The organism is Kitasatospora sp. NPDC057500, from assembly GCF_042802195.1.
Lineage (GTDB): Bacteria > Actinomycetota > Actinomycetes > Streptomycetales > Streptomycetaceae > Kitasatospora.
Window position 1 is genome coordinate 1 of the sequence record NZ_JBHVER010000066.1, and the last position, 16,849, is coordinate 16,849.

Annotated in this window: 17 protein-coding genes and 1 pseudogene; 15 read left to right on the forward strand and 3 right to left on the reverse strand. The window is 75.7% G+C overall.

All coding sequences use genetic code 11. The features are described from left to right. Window positions 1-38: 38 nt before the first annotated feature. The 8 genes from ACFU74_RS16535 (at window position 39) to ACFU74_RS16570 (ending at window position 8,687) form a co-directional block, all read left to right on the forward strand. The gene (locus ACFU74_RS16535; RefSeq protein ID WP_380757076.1) at window positions 39-1,208 is read left to right on the forward strand and encodes an NAD(P)/FAD-dependent oxidoreductase; all 1,170 of its coding nucleotides are present in this window, start codon (window positions 39-41) and stop codon (window positions 1,206-1,208) included. Window positions 1,209-1,354: 146 nt separating this feature from the next. Then, entirely contained in the window at window positions 1,355-1,675 is a 321-nt protein-coding gene (locus ACFU74_RS16540) for a (2Fe-2S)-binding protein (RefSeq protein WP_380284285.1), read from the forward strand. Next, window positions 1,656-3,092 carry an NAD(P)/FAD-dependent oxidoreductase gene (locus ACFU74_RS16545; RefSeq protein WP_380757078.1) on the forward strand — a complete coding sequence of 479 codons (1,437 nt, stop codon included), beginning with the start codon at window positions 1,656-1,658 and terminating at the stop codon, window positions 3,090-3,092. Before ACFU74_RS16540 ends, ACFU74_RS16545 begins: the two co-directional genes overlap by 20 nt. Window positions 3,093-3,233: 141 nt before the next feature. Then, entirely contained in the window at window positions 3,234-4,097 is an 864-nt protein-coding gene (locus tag ACFU74_RS16550) for a dihydrodipicolinate synthase family protein (RefSeq protein ID WP_380757126.1), read from the forward strand. Window positions 4,098-4,200: 103 nt separating this feature from the next. Beyond that, a complete protein-coding gene (locus ACFU74_RS16555; RefSeq protein WP_380757080.1) occupies window positions 4,201-5,205 on the forward strand; it encodes a proline racemase family protein in 1,005 nt (334 codons plus the stop codon). Window positions 5,206-5,263: 58 nt separating this feature from the next. Further along, a complete protein-coding gene (locus tag ACFU74_RS16560) occupies window positions 5,264-6,628 on the forward strand; it encodes an aldehyde dehydrogenase family protein (RefSeq protein ID WP_380757082.1) in 1,365 nt (454 codons plus the stop codon). Beyond that, a complete protein-coding gene (locus tag ACFU74_RS16565) occupies window positions 6,628-7,689 on the forward strand; it encodes a proline racemase family protein (protein ID WP_380757084.1) in 1,062 nt (353 codons plus the stop codon). The genes ACFU74_RS16560 and ACFU74_RS16565 overlap by 1 nt, the downstream gene beginning before the upstream one ends. Continuing rightward, window positions 7,686-8,687 (forward strand): ornithine cyclodeaminase family protein, encoded by a 1,002-nt coding sequence (locus ACFU74_RS16570; protein ID WP_380757086.1) that lies wholly within the window; start codon window positions 7,686-7,688, stop codon window positions 8,685-8,687. The genes ACFU74_RS16565 and ACFU74_RS16570 overlap by 4 nt, the downstream gene beginning before the upstream one ends. A 198-nt stretch (window positions 8,688-8,885) precedes the next feature. On the opposite strand, the gene ACFU74_RS16575 is transcribed toward ACFU74_RS16570, so the two are convergent. After that, window positions 8,886-9,464 (reverse strand): TetR/AcrR family transcriptional regulator, encoded by a 579-nt coding sequence (locus tag ACFU74_RS16575; RefSeq protein WP_380757088.1) that lies wholly within the window; start codon window positions 9,462-9,464, stop codon window positions 8,886-8,888. Window positions 9,465-9,569: 105 nt separating this feature from the next. Here ACFU74_RS16575 and ACFU74_RS16580 point away from each other — a divergent pair. The 4 genes and pseudogenes from ACFU74_RS16580 (at window position 9,570) to ACFU74_RS16595 (ending at window position 11,859) form a co-directional block, all read left to right on the forward strand. After that, a pseudogene (locus tag ACFU74_RS16580) lies at window positions 9,570-10,456 on the forward strand (NAD(P)-dependent oxidoreductase). A gap of 174 nt (window positions 10,457-10,630) precedes the next feature. Continuing rightward, complete coding sequence (locus ACFU74_RS16585) at window positions 10,631-11,347, forward strand: GntR family transcriptional regulator (protein WP_380757090.1); 717 nt, start codon at window positions 10,631-10,633, stop codon at window positions 11,345-11,347. Between the two features lie 99 nt (window positions 11,348-11,446). Beyond that, window positions 11,447-11,635: a hypothetical protein gene (locus tag ACFU74_RS16590; RefSeq protein ID WP_380757092.1), complete on the forward strand. Its 189-nt coding sequence runs from the start codon at window positions 11,447-11,449 to the stop codon at window positions 11,633-11,635. Between the two features lie 44 nt (window positions 11,636-11,679). After that, window positions 11,680-11,859 (forward strand): hypothetical protein, encoded by a 180-nt coding sequence (locus tag ACFU74_RS16595; protein WP_380757128.1) that lies wholly within the window; start codon window positions 11,680-11,682, stop codon window positions 11,857-11,859. A 1-nt stretch (window position 11,860) separates the two neighbouring features. On the opposite strand, the gene ACFU74_RS16600 is transcribed toward ACFU74_RS16595, so the two are convergent. Beyond that, window positions 11,861-12,529, reverse strand: coding sequence for an ABC transporter ATP-binding protein (locus tag ACFU74_RS16600; RefSeq protein ID WP_380757094.1), 669 nt, complete (start codon window positions 12,527-12,529; stop codon window positions 11,861-11,863). Next, window positions 12,526-13,602 (reverse strand): ABC transporter permease, encoded by a 1,077-nt coding sequence (locus tag ACFU74_RS16605; RefSeq protein ID WP_380757096.1) that lies wholly within the window; start codon window positions 13,600-13,602, stop codon window positions 12,526-12,528. Before ACFU74_RS16605 ends, ACFU74_RS16600 begins: the two co-directional genes overlap by 4 nt. 171 nt (window positions 13,603-13,773) lie before the next feature. Between ACFU74_RS16605 and ACFU74_RS16610 the strand changes: the two genes are divergently transcribed. From ACFU74_RS16610 to ACFU74_RS16620, 3 genes are all read left to right on the forward strand, one after another. Then, window positions 13,774-15,003, forward strand: a complete 1,230-nt coding sequence (locus ACFU74_RS16610) for a sensor histidine kinase (RefSeq protein WP_380757098.1) — start codon at window positions 13,774-13,776, stop codon at window positions 15,001-15,003. Continuing rightward, a complete protein-coding gene (locus ACFU74_RS16615) occupies window positions 15,000-15,653 on the forward strand; it encodes a response regulator (RefSeq protein ID WP_380757100.1) in 654 nt (217 codons plus the stop codon). Before ACFU74_RS16610 ends, ACFU74_RS16615 begins: the two co-directional genes overlap by 4 nt. Before the next feature lie 141 nt (window positions 15,654-15,794). Continuing rightward, the gene (locus tag ACFU74_RS16620; protein ID WP_380757102.1) at window positions 15,795-16,832 is read left to right on the forward strand and encodes a nitronate monooxygenase; all 1,038 of its coding nucleotides are present in this window, start codon (window positions 15,795-15,797) and stop codon (window positions 16,830-16,832) included. Window positions 16,833-16,849: the final 17 nt, after the last annotated feature.

Here is a 16,849-nt window from a genome sequence, read left to right on the forward strand (position 1 = left end):
GTCTTGGCAGGTTCGATGGCATGTGACATATTACTGACGTGTCCCACTCCCAGAGACTCCCCGACGTCGTGGTGGTCGGTGCCGGTGTCGTCGGCGCCGCCTGCGCGTACTACGCCGCCCGGGCCGGCCTCGCCGTCGACGTCGTCGACCGCGGCCCGGTCGCCGGCGGCACCACCGGCGCCGGCGAGGGCAACCTGCTGGTCTCCGACAAGGAGCCCGGCCCCGAGCTCGACCTCGCCCTGTACTCCACCGGCCTGTGGCGCGAGCTCGCCGACGAGCTCGGCGCCGCCGTCGAGTACGAGGCCAAGGGCGGCCTGGTGGTCGCCGGCGCGCCCGCCCGCCAGGAGGCGCTGCGCGCCTTCGCGGCCGAGCAGGCGGCGGTCGGCGTCACCTCCGAGGAGATCCCCGGCGAGCGGCTGCGCGAGCTGGAGCCGCACCTCGCGCCCGGCCTGGCCGGCGGCTTCCACTACCCCCAGGACGCCCAGGTCCAGCCCGCGCTGGCCGCCGCGCACCTGCTGTCCGCCGCCCGCCGGGCGGGGGCGCGGCTGCACACCGGCGAGGCCGTGCGGGCCGTGCGGCTCGGGGCCGACGGCGCCGTGCGCGGCGTCGAGACCGAGCGGCGGCGGCTGGACGCGGCCGCCGTGGTCAACGCCGCGGGCACCTGGGGCGGTGAGCTGGCCGCGCTGGCCGGCGTCCGCCTGCCGGTGCTGCCGCGGCGCGGGTTCGTGCTGGTCACCGAGCCGCTGCCGCGGATCGTCCGGCACAAGGTCTACGCCGCCGACTACGTGGCCGACGTGGCCAGCGGTTCGGCCGCGCTGCAGACCTCGGCCGTGGTCGAGGGGACGCCCGGGGGGCCGGTGCTGATCGGCGCCAGCCGGGAGCGGGTCGGCTACGACCGGACGCTCTCGGTGGAGGTGGTGGGCCGGCTGGCCGCCCAGGCTGCCGCGCTGTTCCCGGTGCTGGCCGGGGTGAGCGTGATGCGCGCCTACCGCGGCTTCCGGCCGTACCTGCCGGACCACCTGCCCGCGATCGGCGCCGACCCCCGGGTGCCCGGGCTGTACCACGCCTGCGGCCACGAGGGCGCGGGCATCGGCCTGGCCCCGGCCACCGGACTGCTGATCACCCAGCAGCTCACCGGCAAGGCGCCGGACCTGGACCTCGCGCCCTTCCGGGCCGACCGCTTCCCGGTCGAGGGCGACCCCGCCTGAGGCCGCTTCCGGGCCCTCGCACACTTTGCAAAGTGCGCGAGGACTTTGCAAAGTGCACTTTGCAAAGTTCTGGGCACCCGGAAGGGCTGATCACCGGCCCGACAACCCCACGATCGGCTCATGAGCTGAACGGAGAACCCCCACCCATGCGCCGTAGCCGCACCCCCGCGGAGCTGGTCCGGGCCGAACCCGGGCCCGCCCACACCATCGACTTCGACGGCCGGCCCGTGCCCGCGCTGCCCGGGCAGACGATCGCCGCCGCCCTGTGGGCCGACGGCGTGCTCGCCTGGCGCACCACCAGGGTCGGCGGCCGCCCGCGCGGGGCGTTCTGCGGGATCGGCGCCTGCTTCGACTGCCTGGCCACCGTCGACGGACGGCCCAACCAGCGCACCTGCCTGCTGCCGGCCGAGCCCGGCACCACCGTCACCACCCAGGAGGGCCACGGCCGTGCCGACCTCGACGTCTGAGCCTCTGACCGGCGCTCCGCGGCCGTACGACCTCGCGGTGATCGGCGCCGGCCCGGCCGGCCTCGCCGCCGCCGCCACCGCCGCCGACCTCGGGCTGCGCTGCGCCCTGGTCGACGCCGGCCGCGACACCGGCGGGCAGTACTACCGCCACCCCGCCCCCGGCCTCGGCGCCACCCGGCCCGACCGCCTGCACCACGGCTGGTCCGTCTACACCGGCCTCGCCGACCGGCTCGCCGCCCACCGCGCGGCCGGCCGCGTCGACCTGCTGGCCGGCCACCAGGTGTGGGCGCTGGAGCGCGCCGGGGAGCGCGACTGGCGGCTGCACGCCACCACCGGCCCCGACGCCGAGGACCGGGCCACCGTCCGCTCCGCCGCCGTCCTGCTCGCCACCGGCGCGTACGAGCGGCAGCTGCCCTTCCCCGGCTGGACCCTGCCCGGGGTGGTCACCGCCGGCGGCGCGCAGGCCATGCTCAAGGCCGGCCTGGTGCTGCCCGGCCGACGGATCGTGGTGGCCGGGAGCGGCCCGCTGCTGCTCGCGGCGGCCTCCTCCCTGGTCACCGCCGGCGCCGAGGTCCCCGCGGTGGTCGAGGCCACCGCGTACCTCGGCTACGCCCGGCGCCCCGGCGTGCTGGCCGCCGTTCCGGCCAAGCTGGTCGAGGGCGCCGGGCACGGCTCCGCGCTACTGCGCCACGGCGTGCGGCTGCGGCCGCGCAGCGCGGTGGTCGAGGCGCACGGAACGGACCGGGTCACCGCCGTCACGGTGGCCCGGTTGGACGCCGACTGGCGTCCGGTACCCGGCAGTGGACGGCGGATCGAGTGCGACGCGCTCGCCGTCGGTCACGGCCTGGTCCCGCAGATCGAGCTGGCCACCGAGTTGGGCGCGGCCACCCGCACCACGCCCGACGGGACGGCCGCACTCGCGGTCGACGCCCGCCTGCGGACCACCGTCCGCGGGCTCTGGGCGGCCGGCGAGACCTGCGGAGTGGGCGGCGCCGACCTGGCGATCGCCGAGGGCGAGCTGGCCGCGCACGCGGTCGCCGGCCGGCCGGTGCGCACCGCGCTGCTGCGCAGGCGCTCCCGGCTGCGGGCCTTCGCCGAACTGATGGCCGCCGCCCACCGGCCCGGCCCGGCCTGGACCGAATGGCTGCGGGAGGACACCGACGTCTGCCGCTGCGAGGAGGTCCCGGCCGGGCGGATCCGCGAGGCGGTGGACGGGCTGGGTGCGGGCGACGCACGCACCGTCAAGCTGCTGACCAGGGCCGGGATGGGCTGGTGCCAGGGCCGGATGTGCGGTCCGGCGGTGGCCTGCCTGGCGGGCGGCGGCGCCGTACCGGGGGAGGCCCGGGCCGACAGCCGGCCGTTCTCCTGCCCCGTTCCGCTCGGCCAGCTCGCGGCCGGGCAGGACGACCGGGACTGAGCCCGGGCCGGTCCGGCCCGGGTCCGCCCGAAATCGCCCGGCGGTTCCCCTTGTGTCCGCCGCGCGACCGCTAATAAAATGTCACACCTCACCAAGGAGTCACCTGTGTCTCACGACATCACCAAGCCCTGGCGCGGCATCATGGTCGCCACCACGCTCCCGCTGCGCCCGGACCTCTCCGTCGACTACGACGCCTACGCCGAGCACGTCCGCTGGCTGATCGAGTCGGGCTGCGACGGTGTCGTCCCCAACGGCTCGCTCGGCGAGTACCAGACCCTGACCGCCGAGGAGCGCGCCAAGGTCGTCGAGGTCGCCGTCGAGGCGGCCGGCGACGGCTCCCGGGTGATGCCCGGCGTCGCCGCCTACGGCAGCGCCGAGTCCCGCCGCTGGACCGAGCAGGCCGCCGAGGCCGGCGCCGGCTCCGTCCTGCTGCTGCCGCCGAACGCCTACCGCGCCGACCGGGAGGCCGTCCGCGCCCACTACGCCGAGGTCGCCAAGGCCGGCGTGCCGATCGTCGCCTACAACAACCCGATCGACACCAAGGTCGACCTGGTCCCGTCGCTGCTCGCCGAGCTGCACGGCGAGGGCTCGATCGTCGCGGTCAAGGAGTTCAGCGGCGACGTCCGCCGGGCGTACGAGATCGCCGAGCTGGCCCCCGGCCTGGACCTGCTGATCGGCGCCGACGACGTGCTGCTGGAGCTGGCCCTGGCCGGCGCGGTCGGCTGGATCGCCGGCTACCCGAACGCGCTGCCGGAGGCGAGCGTCGCGCTGTACAAGGCCGCCGTCGCCCACGACCTGGGCACCGCGCTGCCGCTGTACAAGGCGCTGCACCAGCTGCTGCGCTGGGACTCCAAGACCGAGTTCGTCCAGGCGATCAAGCTCTCCATGGACATCGCCGGCCGCCCCGGCGGTCCGACCCGGGCGCCGCGCCTGCCGCTGACCCCGGAGATCGAGGCGGCCGTCCGCGCGGCCACCGAGAAGGCGCTGGCCGAAGGCCTGGCCTGACCCGTACCGCGTCCGGCGTCCGGGACGGCCGGCTGCGGCGGCAGCCGGCCCCCCGGACGGGGGCCCACCCACCCTCACCCCATCACCCACGGAGCGTCAGCAGATGCGCAGCCGTCACGTCTTCCACGCCGTCGACTCGCACACCGAGGGCATGCCCACCCGGGTCGTCACCGGCGGGTTCGGCGTCATCCCCGGCGCCACCATGGCCGAGCGCCGCATCCACTTCCAGCAGCACCTGGACGAGTTCCGGACCCTGCTGATGTACGAGCCCCGCGGCCACGCCGCGATGAGCGGCGCCGTCCTGCAGCCGCCGACCCGGCCGGACGCCGACTGGGGCGTGCTCTACATCGAGGTCTCCGGCCTGCTGCCGATGTGCGGCCACGGCACCATCGGCGTCGCCACCGTGCTGGTGGAGACGGGCATGGTGCCCGTCGTCGAGCCGGTCACCACCGTCCGGCTGGACACCCCGGCCGGTCTGGTGATCGCCGAGGTCGCGGTGGAGAACGGCGCCGCCAAGGCGGTCACCATCCGCAACGTGCCGTCCTACTCGGTGGCGCTGGACCGGAAGATCGAGGTCCCCGGCTACGGCACGGTGGACTACGACCTCGCGTACGGCGGCAACTTCTACGCCATCCTGCCGCTCGCCGAGTTCGGCCTGCCGTTCGAGCGGGAGCGCAAGCAGGAGATCCTGGACGCCGGCCTGGCCCTGATGGACGCCATCAACGCAGGCCCGGACCGCCCGGTGCACCCGGAGAACCCCTCCATCCACAGCTGCCACCACGTCCAGCTGCTCGCCCCCGGCTCCACCGCCGAGCACTCCCGGCACGCGATGGCCATCCACCCCGGCTGGTTCGACCGCTCGCCCTGCGGCACCGGCACCTCGGCCCGGATGGCCCAGCTGCACGCGCGCGGCGAGCTGCCGCTCGGCCGGGACTTCCGCAACGACTCCTTCATCGGGACCACCTTCACCGGCCGGCTGGTCGAGGAGACCGAGGTGGCCGGGCGCCCCGCGGTGGTGCCGACCGTCACCGGGCGGGCCTGGGTCACCGGCACCGCCCAGTACTTCCTCGACCCCGCCGACCCGTTCCCGGCCGGCTTCCTGCTCTGACCGCCCGCCGGTCACCGTCCTCCCCCTCCCGTCGAATCCCCCGAAGGGCTGCCTCGAAGTGACGATCCGTTCGTACAACCCCGCCGACCCCGCGGACCTCGTCGCCGAGGCGCCCCGCCCCGGCAGCGAGGCCGTCGAGGCCGCCGTCGCCCGCGCCCGCGCCGCGCAGGGCGGCTGGCTCGCCGCCGGCGCCGGCGCCCGCTCGGCCGCGCTCACCCGGATCGCCGAGGCGGTCGAGGCGCACGCCGAGGAGCTGGCCGAACTGGTCGTGCGCGAGGTCGGCAAGCCGGTCGCCGAGGCGCGCGGCGAGGTCGCCCGCACCGTCGCGATCTGGCGCTACTACGCGCAGGCCCCGTTCGCGGCCACCGGCGAGGTGCACGAGACCGCCGCCGGGGCCGGCCTGCTGCTCACCCGCCGCCGCCCGTACGGGGTCGCCGGGCTGATCACGCCGTGGAACTTCCCGCTGGCGATCCCCACCTGGAAGGCCGCCCCGGCGCTGGCCGTCGGCAACAGCGTCGTGCTCAAGCCCTCCTCGGAGGCGATCGGCGTCGCGCGGCGGCTGGGCGAGCTGATCGCCGGGGCCGGGCTGCCCGCGGACGTCTTCACCGTGCTGCCGGGCGGCGGCGCCGAGGGCTCCACCCTGGTCGCCGCGGCCGACGTGGTCTCCTTCACCGGCTCCACCGGGGTCGGCCGCCAGGTCGTCCGCACCGCCACCGAGCGCGGCGTCCCGGTGCAGGCCGAACTCGGCGGGCTGAACACCGCGATCGTCCTGCCGGACGCCGACTTCGACCAGGCCGCCGCCCACCTCGCCAACGCGATCGCCGGCTACGCGGGCCAGAAGTGCACCGCCACCAGCCGGGTCGTCGCGGTCGGCGCGGCGTACGAGCCGCTGCGCGCCGCGCTGGTCAAGGCGCTCGCCCAGGTCGACGAGACCTCCTGCGGCCCGGTCATCAACGAGGCCACCCGGGACGAGATCACCGCGGCCGTCACCTCCGCCCGGCAGGCCGGCGCCGAGGTGCTGACCGGCGGCGGCGTCCCGCAGCGGGACGGCTGGTACCTGGACCCGACCCTGGTCGCCGGGGTGCCGGAGGACCACCCGCTGCGACGCGAGGAGTTCTTCGGCCCGATCGCCGTGCTGCACGCGGCGGCCGACCTGGATGAGGCGATCGCGCTCGCCAACGACACCCCGTACACCCTGTCCGCCTCGGTGCACACCGGCGACCTGGACGCGGCGCTGGCCGCCGCCGACCGGCTGAACGCGGGCATGATCCGGGTCAACGCGCCCTCCAGCGGCGTCGACTTCCACCTGCCGTTCGGCGGCGCCAAGGGCGCCAGCCACGGCGCCCGCGAGCAGGGCCAGGCCGCGCTGGACTTCTACACCCAGAGCCGCACCGTCACCCTGCTGCCCGCCGGCGGCGCCTGATGACCGGGCAGCAGGCCGACGACGGAGCGGCCGTGCACATCGACACCGTCGACTACCACACGGCGGGGGAGCCGTTCCGGATCGTCGTCGCCGGCGCGCCGGTGATCCCCGGTGACAGCGTCGCCGAGCGGCGGGCCATCGCGATCGGCGCCGGCGGCAGCGCGACCGCGCCCCGGTCGAGCGCGCTGGACGACGTCCGGCAGCTGCTCACCCGCGAGCCGCGCGGCCACGCCGGGATGTACGGCGGGTTCCTGGTGCCGCCGGACGACGACGGGGCCGACCTCGGCGTGCTGTTCTGGCACAAGGACGGCTACTCGACCGCCTGCGGCCACGGCACCATCGCACTCGGCGCCTGGGCGGTCGACTCCGGGCTGGTCGCGGCGCCCGAGTACGGCGTCGCCCGGGTGCGGATCGACGTGCCGTCCGGGCGGGTCACCGCGCTGGTCCACCGGGCCGCCGGGCGGACCACCGGGGTGACGTTCCGCAACGTGCCCTCCTGGGTGAGCGAACTGAAGCTGCCGGTGGAGACCTCGCGCGGCACCGTCGAGGTGGCCGTCGCGCACTCCGGCGCCTGCTACGCCTCGGTGCCGGCCGCCGCGCTCGGCCTCTCGGTGAGCCTCGGCCGACTGCCCGAACTCACCGCGGCCGGGCGGGAGATCAGGGCCGCGCTGGCCGGCTCGGATGCCGTGCGGCACCCGGTGGACCCGCGGTTGTCCGGCGTCTACGGGGTCATCCTGTACGACGAACTCCCGGCGGCGGACGGCACGGTGAACCAGCGCAACGTCACCGTCTTCGCGGACGGCCAGATCGACCGCTCGCCGTGCGGCTCCGGCACCTCGGCGCGGCTGGCGGTCCTGGCCGCCGAGGGACGGCTGGCGCCCGGCGCGGAGCTGCGGCACGAGTCGATCGTCGGCACCGTCTTCGGCGGGCGGGTGCTGGCCGGCGGCGACCCGTGGGGCGACGGCGTGGTCACCGAGGTGAGCGGCACCGCGCACCGCACCGGCGAGCACCGCTTCGTGCTCGACCCGCGGGACACCCTCGGCACCGGGTTCCTGCTGTGAGCGGGGACCTGCGGTCGGCGCCGGCCGCCGTGCCGCCCCCGAAGCCGCCCGGTGCGGCGGCCGAGCCGCTCCGGCCCGCCGCGCCGGGCCCGGCGGACACCCTCGCCGCCGCCCCCGTCGGGCTGACGCCCGCCGAGGCGGCCCGGGCGGTCGAGCGGGTGCTGCTCGACGGGCTGGACCCGGAGGCCGCGCCCGCCCGCTCGGCGGTTCCGGTCCCGGCCGGGGAGCTGCTGCTGATGCCGGCCGCCTCCGCCCGGTACACCGGCGTGAAGATCGCCGGGGTCGCCCCCGCGAACCCGGGCGTCGGGCTGCCCCGGATCACCGGCAGCTACCTGCTGCTCGACGGTCCGACCCTGCAGCCGCTCGCCCTGCTCGACGGTGTCGCGCTCACCTCGCTGCGGACCCCCGCGGTGACCGCCGTCGCGCTGGACCGGCTGGCGGCGCCGCAGGCCGCGCACCTGGTGCTGTTCGGCTCGGGCCCGCAGGCGTACGGCCACCTGGACGCGCTGCTCGGCATCCGCCCGCTGACCCGGGTGACCGTGGTCGCCCGCAGCGAGCAGCCCGCCGAGGCGCTCGCCCGGTACGCCCGGGCGCGCGGCGTGGCAGCCGCCGTCGGCACCCCCGCCGACGTGGCGGACGCCGACCTGGTGGTCTGCTGCACCACCGCCCGCACCCCGCTGTTCGACGGCGCGCTGGTCCCCGACCACGCGGCGGTGGCGGCGGTCGGCTCCCACGAGGTGGACGCCCGGGAGGTGGACGAGGTGCTGGTCGGCCGGTCCGCGCTCTACGTGGAGGCCCGCTCGGTCGCACTGCGCGAGGCCGGCGACCTGCTGATGGCGGGTGTGACCGGTGCCGGGGCCCTGTGGAACCTGGCCGAGCTGGTGAACGGCGAGGCACCGGTGCCGACCGACCGGCCGAGGTTCTTCAAGAGCGTCGGCATGGCCTGGGAGGACCTCGCGGTGGCGGCGGAGGCGCATCTGCGCCACACCGCCGCCTGAGTCTCCGGCCGGCACGGGGCCCGCTGTGGGGCCCCGACGCCGGGTGCCGGCGCCTCGGCGCTGCGCCGGCACCCTTACCCCCTGACCCATTGCCCTGGACGGGGGGCGTCGAAGTGACCGGCCGGAACGGCGGCCGACGTGGTGGGACGGGATCCCCCGCCACGTCGGCCGCTTCTTCGCGTTCCCGGCCGGACGCCGCTACCGGTAGGTGTTGATCAGGCGGGCCAGGTGGCGGCCGGTGAGGTGGAGGGGTTCCTCGCTGCGGGCGACCTGGGCGGCGAGTTCGGCGCCCTCCAGGGTGTTGATGACGGTGGCGGCGAGTTCGCGGGCGTCGGTGAGGGGGATCCCCGCGCCGTGCAGCTTCTCCTCGACGATGGCGCGCCAGTGGGCGAAGGCCTCGGTGACGGCCTGCTCGATGACCGGGGCCCGGCCGACCGTCTCCAGGGCGGTGGTGGTGATCGGGCAGCCGTCCTGCCAGTCGGAGTCGCGCAGGGCCTCGGCGAGCATCCGGGTGCAGGCGGTGACCGCCTCGGCCGGGTCGGCGGTGCTGCCCAGCCCTTCGCGCAGCAGGTCGGCGAACTCCTGGTCGCCGTGGCGGATCGCCTCGGCGGCCAGCTCCTGCTTTCCGCCCGGGAAGAAGTGGTAGACGGAGCCGAGGGTGGCCTCCGCCTCGCGGGAGATCTGCTTGATGCCGGTGCCCTCGAACCCCTGGCGCTGGAGCAGTCGGGAGGTGGCCCGGACGATGCGCTCGCGGGTGCCGGTGGTGGTCGTCTTCACGGGAGGAGTCTAGCGGGGAATTGAATAGAGCGTTCGTTCCAGTGCTGTGCTAGCGTCATGCCCTGGATAGAGCGTTCGTTCTAGTCGCCTCCGGAGGGGATCCCCATGTCCGTCACGCCGCAGCAGCACAGCAAGCCGTCCGTCACCCTGATCGGCCTCGGCCCGATGGGCCTGGCCATGGCCGGCGCCTACCTCGACGCCGGGTACGCCGTCACGCTCTGGAACCGGACCGCCGAGCGGGCCGCCGGCCCGGTCGCCCGCGGCGCCGTGCTCGCGCCGAGCGCGGCCGAGGCCGTCGCGGCCGGCGAACTGGTCGTGCTCAGCCTCACGACTACGACGCGGTGTTCGCCGTGCTGGCCGCCGCCGAGTCCGAACTGGCCGGCCGAACCGTCGTCAACCTCAGCTCCGACACCCCCGAGCGGGCCCGCGAGGCCGCCCGGTGGCTGGCCGAGCGGGGCGCCGGGCACCTCACCGGCGGGGTGCAGGTGCCGCCGTCCGGGATCGGCGCGCCCGGGTCGTCCACCTTCTACAGCGGGCCGGTCGAGCTGTTCCGCCGGCACCGCGCCGCCCTGGAGGTGCTGACCGGCGCCGACTACCGGGGCGACGACCCTGGGCTCGCCCAGCTGTACTACCAGCTCCAGATGGACATCTTCTGGACCTCGATGACCGCCTACCTGCACGCCACCGCCGTCGCCGAGGCCAACGGCATCCCGGCGGAGGAGTTCCTGCCCTACGCCACCTCGACCGCCGCCTCGCTGCCGGGCTTCCTCGCCTTCTACGCGCCCCGGATCGCCGCCGGCAACCACGAGGGCGACGTCGACCGGCTCACCATGGGCCTCGCCAGTGTCGAGCACGTGCTGCACACGGTGGAGGCCTCCGGGGTGGACGGCGCGCTGCCGCGGGCGCTCGCCGACACCTTCCGGCGGGGCGTCGGGGCCGGGCACGGGGCGTCCAGTGTGAGCAGTCTGGTGCGGCTGTTCAAGGGGGAGTGACGGGCAACGGGTGAAGTCGTGGGCCGTCGACCGTTGTCAGCGGGCGGCGGCCCTGAGATCATGGGGGCGGTCTGCGTCCCGGCCCCCTGAAGGGCCGTCCGAATCACGGAATGTTGCACACTCAACGTAACGTGACATTGTACGCTGGTGTTCTGCACTCACCGGAGGAACACCATGGCCGACCTCAAACCCCGCACCCTGATCTCCGTCCAGGAGCGGCTGCGCGACCAGGTCGCCCACGCCCTGCGGGCCGCCCTCATCTCCGGCGAACTGCGCCCCGGCGTCGTCTACTCCGCGCCCGCCCTCGCCGCCGACTTCGGCGTCTCCGCCACCCCCGTCCGCGAGGCCATGCTCGACCTCGCCCGCGAGGGCCTGGTCGAGGCCGTCCGCAACAAGGGCTTCCGGGTCACCGAGCTCACCGAGCGCGACCTCGACGACTTCACCGAGATCCGCGCCCTGATCGAGGTCCCCACCGTCGGCCGGGTCGCCCGCACCGCCAACGCCGACCAGTTGGAGGCGCTGCGCCCGCAGGCCGAGGCGATCGTCGCGGCGGCGGGCAAGCAGGACCTCATCGGCTACCTGGAGGCCGACCGCCAGTTCCACCTCGACCTGCTCGGCCTGGCCGGCAACACCCGCCTGGTCGAGGTCGTCGGCGACCTGCGCAAGCGCTCGCGCCTCTACGGCCTCAACCGCCTCGCCGAGCGCGGCGAGCTGGTGTCGTCGGCGGAGGAGCACCTGGAACTGCTCGACCTGATGATCGCCGGCGACGCCCCGGCCGCGGAGTCCTGCATGACCCGCCACCTCAGCCACGTCCGCTCACTGTGGGCCGAGGGACAGCAGCAGGAGGCGGAGGAGGAGCCCCGCACCGGCCTGCGCCTGCGGGCCCGGTAGGGGTGAACCACGCGTTCGGGCAAAAGAGCCAGGATCGGGTAGGGATTTGGCCCTGAGTCCTACGATGATCTTCCCGACATCGGCAGCAAGGAGAACTCCATGTCCGCCGCCGCAGTGGAAGAACCCATTGAGCAGCCGACGCTGCTCGAAGCCGCTGGGCTGATCTCCAGCCAGTTCGCCGGGCACCGGGTCGGGATCATCGGGAGCCGGATCGTCGTGACGCCTCCGCCGAGTGCTTCCCACGGCCGGTCGCTGAGCCGGCTCACGCGTGTGCATCATCCGACCTGAGTGACGATCTGAAGCGGAAGCCGGCGGTCTATGCCTCCGCTGGGATTCCGATCCATGTGATCGTGGATCGAGCCAATGGCCGGGTCGTGGTGCTCACCGATCCGCAGGACGGCGAGTACCGGGTGCACGCCGTCCACCACCCAGGGCAGTCGTTCGCGCTGCCGGAGTCGATCGGGGCGTCGGCGACCCTCTCCGTGGACTCCGTGCTGGCCGCGAAGAAGTAGGTCACGCGGTCAGCCTTCCGTCGTGGACCTCCGCCACCTGGTCGACCGCCCTCAGGTGGGTGCGGTCGTGGGTGACCAGGACGGTGGCGGTGGCACGGCGGTGGGTGAGGGTGGTGAGCAGCTCCAGGACGGCGGCGCCGCGTTCGTGGTCGAGGGCGCTGGTGGGCTCGTCGACCAGGAGGACGGTGGGGTCGTTCATCAGGGCGCGGGCGATGTTCACCCGCTGGCGCTGACCGCCGGAGAGCTGGTGCGGGCGGCGGGCCGCCTGGTCGCGCAGGCCGACGGCGTCCAGCAGCTCCAGCGCCCGGGGGAGCGCGCCGCGCGGGGCGCGGCCGTCCAGGTGGGCCATCACCTGGAGCTGTTCGACGGCGGTCAGCGAGGGCAGCAGGTTGGGCTGCTGGAAGACGATGCCGATCCGGTGCCGGCGCAGCGCCGTCAGCGCGGCGCGGTCCAGGCCGGCGGTGTCCGTGCCGTCCACCACCACCCGCCCGGAGTCCGGGGCGATCAGCGTGGCGGCGACCGCCAGCAGGCTGGACTTGCCCGAGCCGGACGGGCCCACCACGGCGGTGAGCGTGCCCCTGGGGACGGTCAGCGAGACGTCGTCGAGGGCGGTCAGCCGGCCGTCGCCGTCCGGGTAGGTCAGGGTGACGTGGTCGAGCAGAAGGCTCATCGGGCGCTCCCCAGGGCGGTCAGCGGGTCGACGGAGGTGATGCGGCGCACGGACAGGGCCGCGCCGACCGCGCCGAGCGCGATCATGACGACGGCGGGCACCAGCACGGTCGGGGCGTCCAGGACGAACGGGACGGCGGAGCCGATCAGCGCGCCCGCGCCGGCGGCGAGCGCCGTGCCGAGCGCGGTGCCGAGCAGCAGCAGGACGACGGCCTGGCCCAGCGCGTCGCGCAGCAGGTAGCGGGTGGAGGCGCCGAGCGCCTTGAGGACGGCGATGTCGCCGCTGCGCTGGATCGTCCAGACCGTGAAGAAAGCCCCGATCACCAGCGCCGAGATGGCGAACAGGAAGCCCCGCATCAGTTGCAGCGAGCCGTTCTCGGAGGTGTAGGAGCCGATCGCGGCGAGTGCGTCGTCCCGGCTGCGGGTCTCGGTGCCGAGCGCGGCGTCGGCGGCGCCCAGGTCGGCGCCCTTCGCGGTGGTGAGCGCGACCACGGTGGCGTGGCCGGCGCCGCCGGGGGCGGCCCGCTGCCAGTCGGCGAGGGTGGTCCAGACGACCGGGGTGTGGCTGTAGGAGGCGTCCCCGGAGACGGCCGCGACCGTCAGCGGATGGCCGGCGACGGTGAACGCGTCGCCCGGGCGCAGCCCGCCGAGGTCCTCGGCGGCGGTCCGCGACAGCACCGCCCGGCCGGCGGCGAGGTCGGCGCCCCGCGGGGCGAGCGAGGAGCCGTCGGGCACGCCGAAGACGGAGAGCGCGGCCGTGCGCGGGCCGGCCGCCGCCTTGGTGGTGGCGATGCCGAGCGGCTGCGCGTCGGTGACGCCGGGCGTCCGGGCCCAGCCCTGCCACTGCCCGGGGGTGACCTGGGAGTCGGTGAACGACAGCTTCTGGCCGTCGGCGGGCCGGCCGAAGGCCAGGTGGTCGGCGGGCAGGCCGGTGATCGCCGAGATGTTCTGCCGGCCCAGCCCGGCCGTCAGGCCGGACAGCAGGCCGACCAGCACCGTGATCAGTACGATGACGGTCCCCATCAGGGCGAACCGCCCCTTGGCGAACCGCAGGTCCCTCCAGGCGACGAACACCGAAAGCCCTTCCGCTCGATCCACTGCGACACTGACGACACTGACGAGACTCGTCGAGGAAGGGGCCCTCCGGCATCGCACCGGGGATTGGATCCTCGGCATCGAAGGGCAGAGCCGGAGTTCAACCTTTCGATTGATGCCGGTCGGCGGCGCACGCCCTAGGCTGGACGGATGGCGACCGATCGACCCCGTACCACCCCCGTCGCCCGCGTCCTCCAGGTCTGCCTGCACCTGCTCGTGGCGGGCCTGCTGGCGCTCGCCGTCGTCCGTGCTCTGGCCGGCCGGGACGGCGACCCGGCCGCCGTCACCGCCGCGGCCACCGCGATGGCCGCCGTCTACACGGCCGGACCGCTGATCGGCGCCGTCGGCCGCTCCCGCCGGGCCGCCGGGCTCTGGCTGGCGCTGCTCGCCGTCACCTGGGCGGGCGTGCTGGTGGCCACCCAGGACGGCGTCTGGCTGGCCTTCCCGCTGTACTTCCTGGAGCTGCACCTGCTCGGCCGGCGTGCCGGGCTGGTGGCGGTGGGGCTCACCGCGGTCGCCTCGATCGCCGCGTACTCCGCGCACCAGCACACCGTCAGCGTCGCCGCGGCGATCGGGCCGCTGCTGGGCGCCGCCGTCGCCACCGCGACCGTCCTCGGCTACCAGGCGCTCTACCGGGAGAGCGAGGAGCGGCGCCGCCTGATCGACGAGCTCACCGCCGCCCGCGCCGACCTCGCCGCCGCCCACCACGCGGCCGGCGTCCTCGCCGAGCGCGAGCGGCTGGCCCGGGAGATCCACGACACCCTCGCGCAGGGCCTCACCAGCATCCAGCTGCTGCTGCGCGCCGCCCAGCGGGCCCTGCCCGAGCGCACCGACTCCGCCGCCGAGTACGTCGAACAGGCCCGGCAGTCCGCGCAGGACAACCTCGACGAGGCCCGCCGCTTCGTGCGCGCGCTCACCCCGCCGGCGCTGGAGAGCGACACGCTGCCGGTCGCGCTGGAGCGGCTGTGCGCGACGACGTCGGCGCGCAGCGGGCTGGCGGTGCGGTTGCACGTCTCCGGTGAGCGGGTCCGGCTGCCGGTGCCGCACGAGGTGGCGCTGCTGCGGATCGCGCAGTCGGCGCTCGGGAACACGGTGCGGCACGCGCGGGCGACGCACGCGGTGGTGACGCTCGGGTTCAGGGCGGGGGAGGTGGCGCTGGACGTGGTGGACGACGGCGCCGGGTTCGATCCGGCGGGCGTCGGCGGTCCGGAGGCGGCGGCGGACGGGGACGGCGGGTTCGGGCTGCCGTCGATGCGGGCCCGGGCGCGGGCGCTCGGCGGGACGTTCGCGGTGGAGTCCGCGCCCGGGGAGGGCACGGCGCTCGCCGTGCTGCTGCCGGTGCCCGACGCTCCGGGTGATTCGAGTGAGGAGTCCGCGTGACGACCGACGGTGTGATCCGCCTGCTGCTCGCCGACGACCACCCGGTGGTCCGGGCCGGGCTGCGGGCCGTGTTGGAGAGCGAGCCGGACTTCGCGATCGTCGCGGAGGCGGCGACGGCCGAGCGGGCCGTCGAGCTGGCGGCGGAGACGGACGTCGACGTGGTGCTGATGGACCTGCAGTTCGGGCCCGGCTCGGCGATGAACGGTGCGCAGGCCACCGCCGCGATCACCGCGCGGGGCGCGGGGGCGCCGCGGGTGCTGGTGGTGACCACGTACGACACCGACGCGGACACCCTGCCGGCGCTGGAGGCCGGGGCCACCGGGTACCTGCTGAAGGACGCGCCGCCGGAGGAGCTGGCGCGGGCCGTGCGGTCGGCGGCGGCGGGGCGGACGGCGCTGGCGCCGACGGTGGCGGACCGGCTGCTGGAGCGGATGCGGACGCCTGCGGCGGCGCTGAGCGTGCGGGAGACGGAGGTGCTGGGGCTGGTCGCGGACGGGCTCACCAACCAGGCGATCAGCCGGCGGCTGCAGCTGAGCCTGGCGACGGTGAAGTCGCATCTGGTGCACATCTACACGAAGCTGGGCGTGGAGTCGCGGACGGCGGCGGTGCGGGAGGCGCGGGCGCGGGGGTTGATTCGGCGCGGGGTGTGAGGGGTGCCCTGCGGGCGGCTTGAGGGGGGTGGGGAGGGCACGGAGTCGCGGACGGCGGCGGGGTCTGGCCCGGGCCGGGCGTAGGGTGGGCGGGTAGCCCGAGTACCCCGGTGTGCCGTGTGAGTGGAGGATGATCCCCGGATGGCCGTGCGACTCGACGAACTCCCCGTGCCCGTGATCGCCGCGCCGATGGCCGGCGGGCCGTCGACGCCCGAGCTGGTGGCCGCCGTGAGCGGGGCCGGCGGGCTCGGGTTCCTCGCCGCCGGATACCGCAGTGCCGGTGAGGCCTTCGAACAGGTCCGCGAGGTCAGGGAGTTGACGGACCGTCCGTTCGGCCTGAACCTCTTCGTGCCCGCCGGGCCGGGCGACCCCGCGGCCGTCGCCGCCTACCGGGAGCGGCTGCGGCCGGAGGCCGGGGCGCACGGGGTGACCCTGCCGGAGGCGATCGCGCCGGACCGCGACGACTGGGACGCCAAGATCGCCGGGCTGCTCGCCGAACCCGCCCCGGTCCCGGTGGTCTCCTACACCTTCGGACTGCCCTCCGCCGAGGAGGCCCGGGCGCTGCGCGCGGCGGGCGTCCTCCAGGTCGGCACGGTGACCACGCCGGAGGAGGCGCGCCGCGCCGAGGCGGTCGGGATGGACGCGCTGTGCGTGCAGGGTCCGGAGGCCGGCGGGCACCGCGGTACCCACCGGACGGCGGACGTCCCCGGCGAGCTGCCGCTGCTCCGACTGCTGCCCGCCGTCCGGGCGGTGACCGGGCTGCCGCTGATCGCGGCCGGCGGGCTGGCGGACGGCCCGGCGGTGGCGGCGGCGCTGCGGGCCGGGGCGGTGGCGGTGCAGGTGGGGACGGCGCTGCTGCGCGCGGACGAGGCGGGGACGGCGGCGGCGCACCGGGCGGCGCTGACGCAGTTCGACGGGACGACGGTGACCAGGGCGTTCACCGGCCGTCCGGCGCGGGCGCTGCGCAACGACTTCGTCGACCGGTTCGGGCCGTACGCGCCCGCCGCCTACCCGGAGGTGCACCACCTGACCCGGCCGCTGCGCGCGGCGGCGGCCGGGCGCGGCGACGCGCAGGCGATGCACCTGTGGGCGGGTACCGGCCACCGGGCGGCGCGCAGCGGTCCGGCGGCGGAACTGGTGGCGGAGCTGTGGAAGGACGCCCGGGCCGCCGGGCTGTGACGCCCGGCGGCCGTCCA